The sequence below is a fragment of the Streptomyces sp. NPDC051987 genome, from assembly GCF_040680735.1.
Classification (GTDB): Bacteria; Actinomycetota; Actinomycetes; order Streptomycetales; family Streptomycetaceae; genus Streptomyces.
In genome coordinates this window covers 1-16,739 of the sequence record NZ_JBFAXI010000106.1, presented here as the reverse complement: position 1 = coordinate 16,739, position 16,739 = coordinate 1, and the positions used below count along the sequence as shown (strand labels likewise).

Here is a 16,739-nt window from a genome sequence, read left to right as displayed (position 1 = left end):
CCGGCGGTTCTCCGGCAGGGCGGATCTCCGGCACGCCGTTCTCCGGTGTCCAGGCGGGCCGGTTTTCGGCGGGCGGCGGGGTGGGCCGGGATGACCCGGACGGCCGCTTCCTGGTCGCGGGGGCGCGCTTCGGCGGTTCGGCTGGAGGGGGACCGGATCGAGCGGGAGGCACGGGTGACCGAGGACAGCGCGCACGCGGACGACGGGGAGAACCGGTCCGACGACGTCCGGGAGCTCCGGGCCCGGGTCGCGGCCCTGGAGGGCGAACGGGCCCGGCCGCCCCGGCACCGCGTGCGCAGTGTCCTCGCCGTCGTCCTGATCCTCGTCGGCTGCCTGCTCGCCCCGCTCGCCGTGGTCGCCTCGTGGGCGGCCGACCAGGTGGGCGACACCGACCGCTACGTCAGCACGGTCGCCCCGCTCGCCTCCAACGCCGACGTGCAGAACGCCGTGGCCAACCGGGCCACCGACGCGCTCATGAGCCACCTCGACCTGCCCGCCCTGCTCGCCGACGCGGCCCCCGCCGACCGGCCCCGCCTGCAGCAGGCGCTGGGCGGCAGAATCGGTGACGCGCTCGAAGGCGCCGTCCGCAGCTTCGTCCACGACAAGGCGCGTCAGGTCGCCGCCTCCGACGCGTTCCGGACCGTCTGGACCGACGCCAACCGCAGGATCCACAGCAGCCTCGACAAGGCCCTCACCGGCAGCGGCGGCGGCGCGGTGCGGCTGACGGACGACAGCGTCACCCTCGACATCGGCCCCCTCGTGGACCAGGTCAAGCAGCGGCTCGTCGCCGCCGGGCTGACCCCCGCCCAGCACATCCCCGCCGTGCACACCGACTTCACCCTCGTCAGGTCCGACCAGGTCGGCAAGGTCAAGACCTACGTACGGCTGCTCCAGCTCGCCGGGGACTGGCTGCCCGTGCTCGCCGTGCTGCTGGTCGCCGGCGGGGTGCTGCTCGCGGTCCGGCGGCGCCGGGCCCTGGTGACCGGCTGCCTCGCGGTCGCCGTCACCACCGGGCTGCTCGGCGTCGGGCTGCGTGTGTTCCGCGTGTTCTACCTGGACCGGCTGCCCGCGGGGGTCTCCCCGGGCGCGGCGGCCGCCGTGTACGACGCGCTGACCCACTTCCTGCGGACCGGCGTGCGGGTGGTCGTGGCGCTGGCCGTCGTCATCGCCCTGGCCGCCTGGCTCAGCGGACCCGGCCGGTACGCCGGGCTGGTCCGGGGCCTGTGGACCTCCGGGATCCGGGCGGTACGCGGCACCGCCGACCACGCGGGGCTGCGCACCGGGCCGGTCGGCCCCTTCGTACGCCGGCACCGCACCCTGATCACCTGGGTCCTGGTGGCCGCGGCGGTGGTCGTCTACCTGCTGTGGTCGTACCCCACCGGCTGGGTGGTGGTGGGGATCGCCCTGTGTCTGCTGTTCGCGCTGGCCGTGGTGGAGTTCCTGGTGACGCCGTGAGCCCTCCGCGCGAGAGGCCCTACTTGAGGCCGATCGCGGCGCACGCCGAGCGGAACTTCGGGGTGCAGATGTCGGCGACGGTGTAGACGCCGTCCCGGATCACCGTGTCCCTGATGTTGTCCTTGGTGAGGGCGACCACCGGCACGAGCGTGGCGGGGATGTCCTGCTCGGTCGGGCTGTCGACCTTGTCCTGGGCCAGCGCGTCGTACTGGATGTCGCGGCCCTGCACCTTGTACACCGCCATCTGCGCGGCGTCGGTGGCCTCGTCCAGGAACGACTTGTACACGGTCATGTACTGCTCGCCGGTCACGACCCGCTGCACCGCGTCCAGGTTGGCGTCCTGCCCGGTGACCGGGGGGATCCTGGTGGCCCCCGCCTGCTTCAGGGCGTCGATGACGGCCCCGGCCATGCCGTCGTTGGCCGAGTAGACGGCGGCGATGTCGGTCAGGCCGACGGCCTTGATCGCCTTCTTCATGTTGGCCTCGGCGACCGCGGGCGACCACTTGTCGGTGTCGTACTCCTCGGCGATGCGGACCTTGCCCTTGAGCTCGCCGAGGGCGCCCGCCTTGAAACTCGCCGTGTTGGGGTCGGCGGGGTCGCCGTTCATCATGACGACCTCGCTGGTCGCGGCCTTGCTGCCGAGCGCGCCGACGATGGCGCGGCCCTGGACCTCACCGACCAGTTCGTTGTCGTGCGAGACGTAGGCGTCGATCGGGCCCTGCGCGAGCCGGTCGTAGGCGATGACGGGGATCCCGGCGTCCTTCGCCTTCCGGACGTCCGGCGCGATGGCCTTGGCGTCCAGCGCGTCCACCACGATGATGTCGACCTTCCTGGACACCATCTGCCGGAACTGCCGGCTCTGCGTGGCCACGCTCGCCTCGGCGTTGGCGTAGTCGACCTTGCCCTTGCCGTGGGTGAGGGTGGCGACCTCCTTCGCGAAGATGGGGTGGTCGAAGGCCTCGAAGCGGGCCGTGTCCTTGTCGGGCAGGAGCAGCCCCACGGTGATGTCGTCGCCCTTCGTCGGGGACGCGGAGGTGTCGCCGCCGCCGATGCCGTCGACGACGCCGCACGCGGTGAGCGAGAGCGCCGACACGGAGGCGGCCAGGGTGGTCACGAGGCGGGGCAGGGGGATCCCGCGGAGGATGGGAACGCTCACATCAGGCGCCTTCCGAGTGGGGGGAGGGTCATGCGCGACCGATGATGTGAAGGGAAGCAAACGCGGTGCGCCGGGGTACGTCAAGACGTATGGACAGCGCGGCAGTTACAGCTGCGTCACGTGGCGTCCCGACCTCGCGCGCGGCCCGACGCCGCCCCAGGTCAGGTCGGTAGGGCGGGAGTTGGCCGCGCCGTGGGCCCGGGGCGGCCGAAGTGGCGGCAGCGGAGAGCCACTTGACGAAGACCTCCCCCCACGCCCACCCCTCCGCACCCGCGCCGCCTCCGCCCCCGGCCACCTCGCCGCCTCCGCCGCCCCGGCCTCTCGGCCACCTCGCCGCCTCGGCCCCCTCGGCATCTCGCCGCCCCGGGCGCCTTCGCCGTCTTCGCCGTCGCGACCCGGCAACGCCGCCGCCCGGCGGTGGCGGGGACACCCCGCAGCGGCAGAGACGGAAAACGGCCCGGGTGCGGGACCCGGGCCGTCCGTGGTGCTGTGGTGCTGTGGTGCGGGGAGCGTCAGGGCTTCTGCTTGGCGAGGGCCGGGACGAAGCGGAGGGCGTCGACGGTGCCGACGCCGGTGGCGAGGTCGTAGCCGTTGACCGCCTTGTAGCCGGTCACGCCCTGGTAGCTGTTGTTCGTGCCGTCGTTGACGTCGACGATGCCGGTCAGCTTGGAGTGGGCGCTGTAGAGGTCGTACAGCCTCTTCTGGATGTTGCCCAGCCGGTGGCCGGCCGCCTGGTCGGCGAGGGCGACGATGCCCGAGAAGAGCGGGGTGGCCTCGCTGGTGCCGCCCGAGACGTCCCAGCCGGTGGCGGTCGGGTCGAAGCTGGAGTAGATCCAGGCGCCGCCGTCGACCGCGGCGGACATCGAGATGTCGGGGGTGCCGCGGCGGGTGCCGACCTTGCTCTTCACGCCGTTCTGGAAGGACGGCCTGGTGAACACGTGGGACTGGCCGCCACCGCCGGAGCCGTAGTCGTTGTAGACGCTGTCCGGCTTGATTCGGGCGCCCTTGTCGTTCAGGTGGAGCTGGGTGCCGCCGATCGAGGTGACCAACGGGTCCGAGGACGGCCAGGAGTTGACCCGCTTGTTGTAGTACGTCTTGCCGTCCGCCTTGAGGTCGGTGGCGCCGCCGTCACCGGAGGCGGCGAGCACGGTGACGTGCTTGCGGTCGGCGTCCTGGAAGGCGTACCGCAGCTTCTTGATGCTGGAGAAGTCGCCCTTGGCGAAGCCGGGGAAGGTGTTCTCGGTGGCGCCGAAGCTCTGGCTGATGACGTCGCCGACGTTGTGGTCGATCAGGTACTTCTCGGCGTCCATCATCTCCGGCAGACCGGTGGTGCCCTCGGTCTCGGAGACCGCCGTCTCGACCACGACGATCTTCGCGGCGGGGGCCACCGCGTGCGCCATCTCGACGTCCAGGGTGGTCTCGCCCGCCCAGCCGGTCATGTCCGAGTTCTTCGGGTCGAAGGCGGGCACGTGTCCCCACTTGACGACCTTCACCTTGGTGCTGGGCAGCCCGAACTGCTTGCTGTAGACGTCGAGGTCGTGCTGCACGGTCGGCGAGCCGTACGAGTCGACGATGACGATGGTGCGCCCCTTGCCCGTGACGCCCTTGCGGTAGAGGGCGTTCAGGTCGTACGCGGTGCGGTACTGGAGCGGGGTGTAGCAGTTGATCTGCCACTTGGCCTGGCACTGCGCGTTGGAGAGCGGGCTGCTCACATGGTGTGCCAGGGTGTGCCCGACGACGGCCGGTACCGCGAGGGTGTGCGGTACGGCGGCGGGGGCGGCGTTCGCGAGTGCGGTGACCGCGAGCGCGGCCACGGAGGTGGCAGCCGCGACGCCCCGCCCGGTGCGGGCTATGTGCATGGATCCCCCTGGGATTCGAAAGTCACGTGAAGTGATCTCTACGTGGTCTTCGCGCATCACACCCGACGGGTCATGCACAGTTCAAGTGCGTTGAACCGACGATGCCGAACCCTTTACCGTGCGTTGTCCTGCCATTAACGTCACGCTGTCGAGTGCAGAACCGGAACCCGGGTCGCGGTCTTTCCGTCTTCCCTCGGTGAACAGGACGTCAACTCACCCGTAGAAACTCACACATCGGCCGGACCTTGAGACACACACCACTGAGACCCTGGGCCGTGGCGGCCGGTGCCACGGCCTTCGCGTTCCTCGTCGCGCTGGAGGTCGCCGCACGCCACTACGGTCTGCCGGGACCGCTCACCAACCAGGCCCGAGAGGTGGTGTACGCGCCCAAGTCGGGCTTTCTGCTCTACGCCGGCCTGGCCCTGACGATGGTGGTGCTCCCCTGGCGGCAACGCTTCGTCGCCCTCGGCGCCGCGGTCGGCATCGACCTCCTCCTCGCGGCGGTCCGCTGGGCGTCGGGCACCGCGGCGGCCCCCGGCCAGCCGTTCGGCAACGGCGCGCTGTGGGTGCTGCTCGGCTGTGCGGTGCTCGCCGTGACCCGCCGCACCGGACCGGAACGCGCCCTGCTGCTCAAGGGCGCCGGGCTGGGCCTGCTGCTGGTGACCGGCCGCAAGACCGGCGACACCTGGCTCCTCATCACCTCGAAGACCCGGCCGATGGTCCTCGACCAGTACGTGGCCACCGCCGACCACGCGCTGGGCAACCCGTCCTGGCTGGTCGGCCGGTTCGTCACGGCCACCGGACCGATCGGCTTCAACCTCCTCGACATCGTCTACGGCCAGCTCGCCGTGGCCGCGGTCGCCGTCGCGCTGTACCAGCTGCGCGGCGTGGCGGCCGAGCGCCGCTTCCCGCGCCACCACCTGGTGCGCACCTTCCTGGTCATCGGCCTGCTCGGACCGGCCGTCTACATGCTCTTCCCGGTGGTCGGACCGGTCTTCGCCTACGGAACCGGCGCCGATCACTGGACATCGGTCAGCCTCTGGGCCGAGCACGCGCCGCAGGGGCACTGGCCGGTGGCCGACCTCTGGCCGCGCACGGTGCCGCCGGTGACCGCCCCGCACCCGGTCCGGTACGACGGGTTCACGCCGCGCAACTGCATGCCCAGCCTGCACACGGCGTGGGCCACCGCGATCTTCGTGCACTCCCGCAGGGGGCCGCGGGCACTGCGCTGGGCCGGTGCGTTCTGGCTGGTCGCCACGGTCACCGCGACGCTGGGCTTCGGCTATCACTACGGCGCGGACCTCCTCGCCGGCGCGGTGTTCGCGCTCACGGTCGAGGCGGCCCTGCGCGCCCACGACCGCGGCTGGGAGCGCTCGGGCGTCCGGCTGGTCGCGCACGGTACGGCGGTCTTCGCCGCGCTCCTGGTGGCATACCGCTGGTTGCCGCTGGAGATGGCCGACCGTCCCTGGGTGGCGGGACCGCTGCTCGTCCTGGCGACCGCCTCGGTGATCGGCCACTACCTGTGGGTCGTCACCCGCTGGGAACCCCACCCCGGCCGGCAGCCGAGCCGCCCCCCGGCGGCACCCCAGGCCGAGCTGGTCTGAGCCGACCGGTCCGGACCGTGCCCGTGCACATCAGCGCGTCCCCCGGGGGAACCCGGCGGGCAGCAGTGGGCGTGGGGGCTTCCCGGGGGAAGGGAGGCAGGCCATGAGCGGTGCCCGGGACGCGGTCGCCAGGGCGCTGAACGCGCTCGGCACGGGCGCCTGTCTGGCGGACGAGCGGGGGGCGATCGTCGCGGTCAACACGCGCGGCGAACAGCTCCTGGCCCGCACCGCCGCGGAGCTGGTCGGCCAGGACGCCCACGACCTGCTGCACCGCACCAGCCGCGGGGAGCCCGTGCCCAGAGCCCAGTGCCGGATCCGCGCGGGCATCCTCGCCGGCCGCACCCAGCAGGGCTGCGACGAGTGGCTGGAGCGCGGGGACGGGACGCTGCTGCCGGTGGCGTGGCTGTCCACCCCGTGCGACATCGGCCTCAGCCCGTCGGCCACGCTCGTCCTCTTCCACTCCTCCGGACGCTCCGGGCGCCCCGCCCAGCGGCCCCCGGCCGGCGGACGGCTCTCCGAGCTGGAACGGCTCGCGCTGCTCGCCGAGACGACGACCCTGCTCACCTCCACCCTGGACATCCACGAGGCGCTGCGCCGCCTGGTCCGGCTCGTGCTGCCCCGCCTCGCCGACTGGGCGGTCATCGACCTGATCCAGGAGCAGGGCGAGGTGTGGCGGTTCGCCGTCGCCCATGCCGAGCGCGGCACGGTGGTGTTCCGGGACGACCTCCAGGGGCCCATGCCGCCGGTGCCGCAGGACTCGCCGATGCCGTTGTCCCGCGCGCTGCGCGGCGTCGCGTCCTCCCTCGCCGGTCCGGAGACCTACCAGGGGCCGCCCGACTCCGGCATCGCGGTGGAGCAGCGGAACCTGTTCGAGGCGACCGGCATGCACGCGGCGGTCCTGGTCCCGCTGCGCAGCCTGCACCAGGTGCTCGGGGCCCTCACCCTGGGCCGCGCCGACCAGCCGGAGCGGTTCACCGCGAGCGAGGTCGCCCTGCTGGAGGACATCGCCCGCCGGGCCAGCCTGGCTCTGGAGAACGCCCGCCTCTACCAGCGCCAGCGCAAGGTCGCCGAGACCATGCAGCGCCACCTGCTGCCCAGGCTGCCGCACACACCGGGCCGTGACATGACCGTCCGCTACCTGCCCGCGCCGGACGCCTCCGAGGTCGGCGGCGACTGGTACGACGCGTTCACCCTGCCGGACGGCGCCCTCGCGCTCGCCATCGGCGACGTGGTCGGCCACGACCTGGACGCGGCGGCCGGCATGGCCCAGCTGCGCAACATGCTGCGCGCGTACGCCCTGTCCCAGCGCAAACCGCCCAGCAAGGTCGTGGAGTGGCTCGACCAGGCGACCCGGGAGATCGCCGAGGTGTCCATCGCCACCCTGGTCCTGGCCCGCATGACGGAGGACGCCGCAGGCCGCTGCGAGCTGTCCTGGACCAACGCCGGGCACCCGCCCCCGCTGCTGGTCACCCGGGAGGGCGTGGCCCGGTACCTGACCGGGGGCCACGGCATCCTGCTGGGCGTGGCGCCCGACCACGTGCGCCCGGACGCGACGGCGGAACTGCCGCCCGGGGCGACCCTGGTCCTCTACACCGACGGCCTCGTGGAGTCCCACCGGCATGGCCTGGACGAGGGCATGAACCGGCTGCGCCGCCATGCCGCGGCGCTGGCCCAGCGCCCCCTGGAGTCCTTCACCGACCAGTTGCTGGCCCGCGCCCGCCCACCGGACAACGACGACGACGTGGCCCTCCTGGCGGTCCGGCTCGCGGGTCAGGCCGCGGGATAGGTGATCACGAGCATGGTCACGCCGTCCGGGGAGGTCCAGGGGCGGCCGTGCGGCCTGCCGTGCGGCCTGCCGGGCGGGCGGCAGGCGCGGGCCGCCCGCCGGTTCACGGCGTCGCGCCGAGCCACTGCTCGGTCCAGATGACCTTGCCGTCAGCGGTGTAGCGGGTCCCCCAGCGGTCGGCGAACTGGGCGACCAGGAAGAGCCCGCGGCCGCCCTCGTCCGTGCCGGCGGCCCGGCGCAGGTGCGGGGAGACCGTGGAGCCGTCGGAGACCTCGCAGATGAGGCTGCGGTCGTGGATCAGGCGGACCCCGACCGGGCCGGCCGCGTACCGGATGGCGTTGGTGACCAGTTCGCTCAGGATCAGCTCCAGGGTGAAGGCCTCCTCCTCCAGGCCCCAGGCCGCCATCAGCTCGGTGGCCGCGGCCCGGACACCGGCGACGGCCGAGGGGTCGGACGGCACCGTCCAGGACGCGGTGTGCCGGTCGTCCAGCGCCCGGGTGCGGGCGACGAGCAGGGCCACGTCGTCCCGGGACGCCCCCGGCACCATGGCGTCCATGGCCGCCTGGCACATCTGGTCCGGCGTGCGCCCCGCCACCGCCAGGGCCCGGCGCAGCCGCTCGATGCCCTCGTCGATGTCCTCCCGCCGGTCCTCGATCAGGCCGTCGGTGTAGAGCACGATGCCGCTGCCCTCCGCCAGCAGCACCTCGCTCGTCTCGTAGGGCATCCCGCCCAGCCCCAGCGGCGGCCCGGCCGGCACGCCGGGCAGGTGGGCGTCGCCGTCCGGGGGCACGATGACGGGTTCCAGGTGGCCCGCCCTGGCCATGGTGCACACCCGGGAGACCGGGTCGTAGATCGCGTACAGGCAGGTGGCGCCCGTGAGCGTGCGGGTGCCGTGGTCGCCGTCCCGGTCCAGGTCGATGCGGGTCACCAACTCGTCCAGGTGCCAGAGGAGTTCGTCGGGCGGCAGGTCGAGCGTCGAGAAGTTGTGGACGGCGGTGCGCAGTTGACCCATGGTCGCGGCGGCGTGCAGGCCGTGCCCCACGACGTCGCCGACCACGATGGCCACCCGGGCCCCGGGCAGCGGTATCACGTCGAACCAGTCACCGCCGACGCCGCCGAGCCCGGCCGGGACGTAGCGGTGCGCCACGTCGACCGCGTTCTGCTCCGGCAGGGCGTGCGGCAGCAGACTGCGCTGCAGGGTGACCGCCATGGCGCGCTCCCGGGTGAAGCGGCGCGCGTTGTCGACACTGGTCGCCGCGCGGGCGACCAGCTCCTCCGCGAGCGAGAGGTCCTCCGCGGTGAAGGGGGCCGGCTCCCTGGACCGCCAGAAGGACACCACGCCGAGGTTCGCGCCGCGGGCCCGCAGCGGGGCGACGATCATGGAGTGGATGCCGTACGCCACCAGGTGCCGTGCCTCGTCGGGGGCCTGGCCCTGCCAGCCGGAGAAGGCCGCCATGTCGGGCTCCAGCACCATCCGCCCGGAGCCGAAGCCCTCGGCCTGCGGGGTGGCGGGGTCGAAGTGGACGACCTCACCGGCGGGGCGCAGCGGAACGCCCTCCCGGCCGCCGTGCAGGGCGACCCGGCGCAGCCGGACCGCGGTCACCTCGTCCGGTTCCTCGCCGCTGAGCACGGTGTCGGCCAGATCGACGGTGACGTAGTCCGCGAACCTGGGCACGGCGAACTCGGCGAGTTCCTCGGCGGTGCGGGTCACGTCGAGCGTGGTGCCGATGCGCAGTCCGGCGTCGTACAGCAGCCTGAGCCGTTCCTGGACCACCTCGATCCGGCCGGTCAGCGCGACGAGTTCGGTGGTGTCCCGCAGGGTGGCGACCGTGCCGCCCGGCCCGGCCGGGCCGTCCATGGGGCGCTGACTGACCGCCAGCAGCCGGCCGCCGACCTCGATCACCTCGTCCGTGGCCGTCCGGCCCGACACGAGGAGGTCCTCGGCCCGTGCGTCCAGGCGCAGCTCCGTGACGGGCCGGCCCTCCACGTCCGCCGCCAGCCCCAGCAGGCGCCGTGCCTCGTCGTTGGCCAGCAGCAGCCGGCCGTGCGGATCGACGATCAGGACACCCTCGCGCACCGAGTGCAGCACGGCGTCGTGATGCTCGTACAGGCGCGTGATCTGCACCGGCCCCAGGCCGCGTGTCTGGCGGCGCAGCCGCCTGCCGACGAGGGCCGTGCCGCCGGTGGCGGCCGTCAGCGCCAGCCCGGTGCCGCCGAGGACGAGCGGCACCTGCCGCGCCGCCGCCATGCTCACCTGGCGCACGGCGATGCCCGCGGAGACCAGCCCGACGACCTTGCCCTCGGGGGTGGTCACGGGCACGACGGTCCGGACCGAGGAGCCCAGGGTCCCGGTCGTCGTCTCGGTGACGGTGCCGCCGTCGCGCGCCTTGGCGATGCTGCCGATGTAGTGCCGGCCGATCTGGGCGGGGTTCGGATGGGTGTAGCGGACGCCCGCGGGGCTCATCACCACGATGAAGTCCACGTGCGAGCGCCTGCGGGCCTCCTCGGTCACCTGTTGGAGCACGGCGCTCGGACGCGGACCGGCGAGCGCCTGCCGCACGGTGGGATCGGAGGCGACGGCCGCGGCCACGGCCTCGGTGTGGTTCCGGGCGTCCCGCTCGGCGTCGGACCGTGACTGCAGGAGGAGGGCGACGACCGCCGTCGCCACGATGACCAGGACGACTGCGACCTGCAGCAGGAACATCTGGCCGGCGACGCTGCGCACCCCGTACCAGGAACGCACCCGCCGGAGCATATGGTGCATACCGGCCATATAACACCACACCCGGTCGCCTGCATCACCCCCTGGGGCGCATCCGACAGCCGCTCGCGCGCTCCGCGTCCGGGCGCGCACGGCACGCGACCGGGACACATGGGCCAGGCGACGGCGGACACCCGCGCGGGACGGCCGCCGGGTTCCGCCGGTCCGGTCAGCTGTCCCGCGCGATCCACTCGCTGCCGCCCAGCGGGTAGTCGTAGCCCGGACGGCCGACGTCGGCGCTGGTACGGAAGGCGGTGCCGGCGTTGTCGACCCGGACCGTGCCGCGGCGGTTCCCGCTGGACCAGTCCAGGGTGAGATCCCAGCGGACGTCGTGGGCCTTGGTGCGGGCGAAGACGTAGAAGACCTCCGGGTCGGACTCGCTGACCTTGTACGGGAAGTCGCGCTGGCCGTTCTGGACGGTCACCGTGGGGCTGCCGTCGTCGAGGTCGACACCGAACGACTTGGTCCCGACGCCACCGCCGCAGCCGACGCCCATCGAGTAGTCGTTCCAGGCGAGCGGCGCGCCCTTGCTGAGGACACGGACGTGCAGCGCCTCCAGGACGACGGTCTCGGCGCCGGTGCCCTGGACGGTGAGGGCGACCTCCTGCTCGCCCGAGGACACCGCCCCGTACGCCGCCGCCCAGCGCGGGGCGTCCTGCTCGCTCGCCGGGGGGCCGACCTGTGCCGGTTCGCTGTCGACGAGGAAGTGCTGGCTGCACGGGTCGTCGTAGACGTAGGGGCGGGTGTGGACCGTCAGCGGGACGGCGCCGGCTGCGGTGTCGTCGGCGCCCTGGGCGCCGCCCGTCCGCCGGCCGTCGTCCCGCGCGCCCGCGGACCCGGCCGACGACGCCGGGGCGGACCCGGCGGGGGTGGCGGAGGCCGACGCGGACCGCCGGTGTTCCTTCGCGCTCGGGGCCGGGGTGGCGGACGGGTGCCGGGCGCCGGGCGCGGCGCTGGTCGGGGCGGTGCCCACGTCGCCGGCCGCCCGTCGGCCGCCCGCGTCGCCGAAGGGCAGCCCTACGGCGAGCACGGCGGCCCCGAGCACGGCGACCGTCGCGGCGGAGGCGATCAGCGCGGTACGGCGCCGACGGCGCGGCGGCGCGGACCCACGCGGCACGTCGAGGACGACGGGTTCCCCGCCCTCGCCGGGATCCGCGCCCGGATCCACCTCGGTGCCCCCGCCAGGGAGCCCACCCGCACCGGCGGCCGGTGCGGGCGGTGTCCCTGGTGCGTTGGGCGCCTTGGGTGCGTCTGGCGCCTCCAGTGCCTCCGGTGCCTCCAGCGCCCTCGGTGCCCCGAGTGCGTGGGGTGCGCCCGGCGCCTGTGGTGCCTCCGGTGCCTTCGGTGCCCCGAGTGCCTTGGGTGCCGTCGGTTCCGGGTCCGGCGTGGCGGCGGTGTCCGCCGGTCCGGCTTCCGCCCGGCTCCCTCGTGCCGCGTCCGCCAGGATCCAGCGCCGGTGCAGCTCCACGAGCTCCGGCGGGGTCGCCCGGCAGACCCGGGCGAGACGTTCCACCGGCGCGTACTCGACGGGCACCGCGGTGCCGTTGCAGTAGCGGTGCAGCGTCGAGGTACTCATGTGCAGCCGCTTGGCAAGCGCCCCGTAGCTGAGTCCCGAGCGGTCCTTGAGCTCCCGCAGCAGCAGCGCGAACGCCTGCCCCGCGTCGGCCCCTGTTGCCCCTGCCACCCGTTTCCCCATCCCCTCGCGTTCCAGTTCCGCGTTCCAGGGCCCCCACGTTCGCCCTGGCCAGAGCACGTTTCCGCGTTCCAGTGTCCCCAACTGCCAGCTCTGCCTGGCGGTTGGGACAGATCGCCGCGCAGGCTCCGGTCATCCAATCACCACCGCCACCCGAACACCGAAGGGGCACCACACCATGTCCGTCCTCCGCACCTCCCGCACCCGTCTCGTCGGCGCCGCCACCACCGTCGTACTCGCCGCGCTGTCCCTGACCGCGTGCAGCGACGGCACGGGCGTCCACGCCGAGAGCGTCGCGGCGACCGGCGCCCCGGCCGCGCACTCCCCCGCCGCGGTGCCTTCCCGAGCCGGCACCGCCTCCCCGGGCTCCCCGGAGACCGGACGCGCCGCCGCCGTCACGAAGAACGGCACCACGAAGACCGGCACCACGAGGACCGAGACGGCGAAGACCGGCGCGGCGAAGCCGGCCGCGACGAAGCCCGCCGGAGCCGCCGCCACGCCGCAGGCGGCCACCTCGGCCGACCGGCCGGTCACCTGCGACGCCTCCACCACCCGGACGGTCGCGGCCCCGCTCAACCGGCCCGTGAACCACATGCTCCTCACGGTGACCAACACCGGCAGCCGGACCTGCTACCTGTACTACTACCCGTCCGTCCGCTTCGGCGATGCGCAGGCCGTGCCCCCGGTCATCAAGGACTCGCAGCCGCAGGCGGTCGTCACGCTCGCGCCGGGCGAGTCCGGCTACGCCTCGGTGAGCCTGTCCGCCACCGACGGCAGCGGCGCGCACGGCCACACCGTCGACTCGCTGACCGTCTACTTCCAGGGCCGCTCCGGCAACGGGAGCGTCGGCACCGGCGCCCACCCGTCCCTGCCCGCGAAGGGCGTCTACGTCGACGACTCCCTCAAGGTCACGTACTGGCAGCAGTCGATGGACGACGCCCTCGACTGGTGACGCCCGCACGGCACGGCCTGTCACGACACGGACTGTCACCGGAGGGCGGCGGTCCGTGTTCTGTGCCTATGGTGAGCGGGTGACGGGTGCTTCCCCGTGGCCGCAGGTGCGCCGCAGGCTCCGGCTGCAGGGGCCGACGGCGGCCAGGATCCTGGTGACGGCGGTCCTGTGCTGGCAGACGGCGCTGTGGGCCGGTGCCGCTCAGCCGCCGGTGTTCGCAGCCATCGTCCCGGTGCTGTCCCTCCGCGGCGATCCCGCCTCCTCGCTGGCCGCCCTGCTGCTGCGCATCCTCGGAGTGATCGCCGGAGTGGCCATCGGCGTCACCGTGGTCAGCCTCTTCCGGCCGAGCACCCTCGTCCTCGCCGCGGTGCTGGCGCTCGCCCTGCTCTGCGGGAGCGTCATCAGTTCCGGTACGGCGCTGAACGTGCAGGTCGCGGTGAGCTCACTGCTGGTCTTCGCCAATCCGTCGCCGGACGCGTACGGGTTCGCCCGGTTGTGGGAGAACGCGCTGGGCGGCGCGGTCACCGCCGTCGTGGCCCCGCTGCTGTGGCCGCGCGACCCGCGCCGGGTGACCGAGGCGCTGGCGCGGGAGTGCGCGGACGGGCTCTCCACGGCCCTGGTCCGCGGCGCGCGGGCGATCGGGGTGCCGGACGGCGTGCGCGCGAACCGGGCGGCGGCGCTGGCGGACGCGGACCGGCTGCACGGCTGCGGGGCACGGGCGCGGGAGGTGGAGCAGGCCATGCGGTTCGATCCGCTGCGCCGGCGCAGGCGGGCCGAGGTGGCCGAGCTGACCGCCCGGATCGACCGCGTCGTCCGGGCGGTGCCCCAGCTGCTGACGCTGGCCGCCGAGGCGGAGTTCTTCACCGTCCGCGACGGGGCCACCGCCGCGCTCTCCCGGGCCAGGACCCGCCTCGTCCCGGTCGCCGAGGCCACCGGGCGCGCCCTGGACGCGGTCCTCGCGGGACGGGATCCGCGCCCGGACGCGGACGACGCGCGCGCCGGACTGGCCCGTTACGCCGAGGAGGACAGCGCGCCCCTGGCCGTGGTGCTGCGCAGGCCGTTCGCCAGGATCCTCGGCCTCTGCGAGGAAGCGGCTCCGGCGGCGGGCACGGTCACCAGTAGTGGCGCCGACCGGCGACCGCGTGCCCCATCGAGCCGAGGATCCAGAAGATGGCCCCGATCACGACGAGGATGATGCCGATGGTCCACAGGATCGATATGCCCGTGACGAACCCGACGATGAGCAGAATGATGCCGAGGGCGATCATGACGGTACCTCCTACCGCGTCCCACGACTTCTCTTGTGCTCTCGGGTTCCCCCGAGCGGCGACTCCATGCCGGACCACCGGCGTCCCGGGCCGGCCGTCGGCCTCCGCGGCCGGGCCCTAGGCCCCGTTCCGTTCGACCTGCAGATGGATCGGGCCGCGCAGGACGGGGCTGCGGCGGTACGGGGGCGGGTCGGCGACGAGCCGGGGCTCGTCGAGGCGGCGGGCCAGCTCGCCGAGCGCGATCTGGGCCTCGCGGCGGGCCAGCGGGCCGCCGAAGCAGAGGTGGATGCCGCTGCCGAAGCCGAGGTGCTGGTTGTCCCGCCGGTCGGGGTCGAAGCGGTCCGGCTCGTGGAAGCGGTTCGGATCCCGGCTGCCCGAGGCCAGCATCAGCAGGATCCGCGAGCCCTTGGGGATGACCATGTCGCCGACGGTGACCTCGCTGTACGCCGCCCGCCAGGGGATGATGTGCACCGGCGGCTCGTAGCGCAGCAGTTCCTCCACCAGCGGCACGACCAGGTCCGGTTCGTCGCGCAGCCGTCGCAGCACCTCGGGATGGCGCAGCAGGGTGAGCATGCCGTTGGTGATGAGGTTGACGGTGGTCTCGTGGCCGGCGATCAGCAGCAGGTTGGCGGTGCTGATGATCTCCTCGTCGGTCATCCGCCCGTCGGGCCCGTCGTCGTTGGCCAGCCGGGAGAGCAGGTCGTCGCTCGGGCGGCCGTGGCGTCGTTCCACCAGTGCGCCGAGGTACTCGCGCAGCTCCTGGCGGGCCCGCACGCCGGCGTCCAGTTTCTCCGGGGGGTCGGTCCTCGGGTCGTAGTCGATCGAGTTGATGAGGTCGTTGACCCACACCCGGAACCGCGGTTCGTCCTCGCGCGGCACGCCGAGCAGGTGGCAGATGACCGCGACCGGGAACGGATAGGCGAGGTCGTCGACGATGTCGATCCGCTCCTTGTCCGCGAAGTCGTCGATGAGCCCGCCGACGGTGTCGGCCAGAGCGGGTTCCAGGCCGGTCACCAGCCCGGGGGTGTGCGGGGGGCCGAAGTGGCGCATCGCCATCCGCCGCAGCCGGTCGTGCTCGGGCGGATCCATGTTGATGAACGACGGCGGGGCCGACCCCTCGGACGAGGGCGTCGGATGCGCCAGGTTGCGGACGTCGGAACTCAGGTGCGGGTTGTGCAGGATCTCCGCGAGCTCGCGGTACGTGCTGATGACGTAACTGCCGTCCTCCTGCCGGGCGACCGGCGTCCTGCGCAGCTCGGCGTAGAGCGGGTAGGGGTCGGACCGGGAGGAGTAGTCGAGGATCCGGCGCAGGGTGTCGGGCGCCTCGGTCGTGGTCATCTCACTGTCCTTTCCCGGCTACCGGTGGTGCTGGTGGGCGGCCGTGACGCGGCGCTCGCCCGGGTCGTGTCCGGTGACGACCACGGTGGCGCCCTGGGCGAGCAGGGTGGGGCCGGGGAAGTCGACGGGCACCGGTTTCGTGTCGACGGGCTGGTCGGGTGTGGGGCAGGGCGGTGGGAAGGGCGCGGCCGTCTCGATCAGGTGCCGGTAGTGGTCCAGCCACTTCGCGTTGTTGAACGTCACCGCCGCGGTGACCCGGCCCTGGTAGCCGTACGCGGCGACGAACCGGTGGTCGGAGACCGAGCCCTGAGTGACCACCACCTCGTCGGCGAAGGTGGGCACGCCGACGGACTTGATGTTCACACCGAACTGGATCGACCAGAACCGCGGGATCGACAGGTGGGGCCAGCGGTCCGCCTGGCCGTGGACCATGTTGTGGGCGGCGACCTCGGCCTGCTCCACCGCGTTGGCCCAGTGCTCCAGCGAGATCAGCCGGTACTCGTAGACCGGGTTCGGGCAGCGCGCCACGTCCCCGGCGACGAAGACGTCGTCGGTGATGGTGCCGTTGAGGTCCATCGCGCGGCAGCCCGTGTCGCAGGCGATGCCCCAGACCCCGGCCGCGAGCCCGGAACCCCGCAGCCATTCGGTGTTGCGGATGCCGCCGAGCGCGACCACGGCGACGTCGGTGTCCAGGGTGCTGCCGTCGTCGAAGTGGGCCCGGCGCAGCCGCCCCTGGGCGTCACCCTCCAGCCGGGTGACCTTCACCCCGCACCGCAGGTCGACCCCGTGCGCGCGCTGCAGGTCCGCCGCCACCTCACCGATCATCGCGCCCAGCGCACCGACCAGCGGATACGGCGCCAGTTCCGC

At 73.5% G+C, this 16,739-nt stretch carries 11 protein-coding genes and 1 pseudogene; 5 read left to right on the top strand and 7 right to left on the bottom strand.

The features are described from left to right. Window positions 1–174: 174 nt before the first annotated feature. Window positions 175–1,455, top strand: coding sequence for a hypothetical protein (locus AB0M11_RS35465; protein WP_365712269.1), 1,281 nt, complete (start codon window positions 175–177; stop codon window positions 1,453–1,455). A gap of 19 nt (window positions 1,456–1,474) precedes the next feature. On the opposite strand, the gene AB0M11_RS35460 is transcribed toward AB0M11_RS35465, so the two are convergent. Both AB0M11_RS35460 and AB0M11_RS35455 read right to left on the bottom strand, forming a co-directional pair. After that, the gene (locus tag AB0M11_RS35460; protein WP_365712268.1) at window positions 1,475–2,611 is read right to left on the bottom strand and encodes a substrate-binding domain-containing protein; all 1,137 of its coding nucleotides are present in this window, start codon (window positions 2,609–2,611) and stop codon (window positions 1,475–1,477) included. Between the two features lie 512 nt (window positions 2,612–3,123). After that, complete coding sequence (locus AB0M11_RS35455) at window positions 3,124–4,470, bottom strand: S53 family peptidase (RefSeq protein WP_365712267.1); 1,347 nt, start codon at window positions 4,468–4,470, stop codon at window positions 3,124–3,126. A 245-nt stretch (window positions 4,471–4,715) separates the two neighbouring features. Between AB0M11_RS35455 and AB0M11_RS35450 the strand changes: the two genes are divergently transcribed. Continuing rightward, complete coding sequence (locus AB0M11_RS35450; protein ID WP_365712266.1) at window positions 4,716–6,074, top strand: phosphatase PAP2 family protein; 1,359 nt, start codon at window positions 4,716–4,718, stop codon at window positions 6,072–6,074. Between the two features lie 103 nt (window positions 6,075–6,177). Continuing rightward, window positions 6,178–7,860, top strand: coding sequence for a SpoIIE family protein phosphatase (locus AB0M11_RS35445; protein ID WP_365712265.1), 1,683 nt, complete (start codon window positions 6,178–6,180; stop codon window positions 7,858–7,860). A 103-nt stretch (window positions 7,861–7,963) separates the two neighbouring features. Here the strand turns inward: AB0M11_RS35445 and AB0M11_RS35440 are convergent, their stop codons facing one another. Together AB0M11_RS35440 and AB0M11_RS35435 are read right to left on the bottom strand one after the other, a co-directional pair. Then, window positions 7,964–10,633 (bottom strand): SpoIIE family protein phosphatase, encoded by a 2,670-nt coding sequence (locus tag AB0M11_RS35440; protein ID WP_365712264.1) that lies wholly within the window; start codon window positions 10,631–10,633, stop codon window positions 7,964–7,966. 157 nt (window positions 10,634–10,790) lie between these two features. Further along, complete coding sequence (locus tag AB0M11_RS35435) at window positions 10,791–12,305, bottom strand: helix-turn-helix domain-containing protein (protein ID WP_365712263.1); 1,515 nt, start codon at window positions 12,303–12,305, stop codon at window positions 10,791–10,793. A 187-nt stretch (window positions 12,306–12,492) separates the two neighbouring features. On the opposite strand from AB0M11_RS35435, the gene AB0M11_RS35430 reads away from it, so the two are divergent. Together AB0M11_RS35430 and AB0M11_RS35425 are read left to right on the top strand one after the other, a co-directional pair. Then, complete coding sequence (locus AB0M11_RS35430; RefSeq protein ID WP_365712262.1) at window positions 12,493–13,266, top strand: DUF4232 domain-containing protein; 774 nt, start codon at window positions 12,493–12,495, stop codon at window positions 13,264–13,266. Between the two features lie 55 nt (window positions 13,267–13,321). Next, a pseudogene (locus AB0M11_RS35425) lies at window positions 13,322–13,789 on the top strand (FUSC family protein); the annotation flags it as partial. Window positions 13,790–14,378: 589 nt separating this feature from the next. Here the strand turns inward: AB0M11_RS35425 and AB0M11_RS35420 are convergent. The 3 genes from AB0M11_RS35420 to AB0M11_RS35410 form a co-directional block, all read right to left on the bottom strand. Then, window positions 14,379–14,534 (bottom strand): DUF6131 family protein, encoded by a 156-nt coding sequence (locus tag AB0M11_RS35420; protein ID WP_365712261.1) that lies wholly within the window; start codon window positions 14,532–14,534, stop codon window positions 14,379–14,381. A 117-nt stretch (window positions 14,535–14,651) separates the two neighbouring features. Beyond that, window positions 14,652–15,872, bottom strand: a complete 1,221-nt coding sequence (locus AB0M11_RS35415; RefSeq protein ID WP_365712260.1) for a cytochrome P450 — start codon at window positions 15,870–15,872, stop codon at window positions 14,652–14,654. Between the two features lie 18 nt (window positions 15,873–15,890). Then, the coding region (locus AB0M11_RS35410; protein ID WP_365712259.1) for an FAD-dependent oxidoreductase at window positions 15,891–16,739 on the bottom strand (849 nt) is incomplete at its 5' end.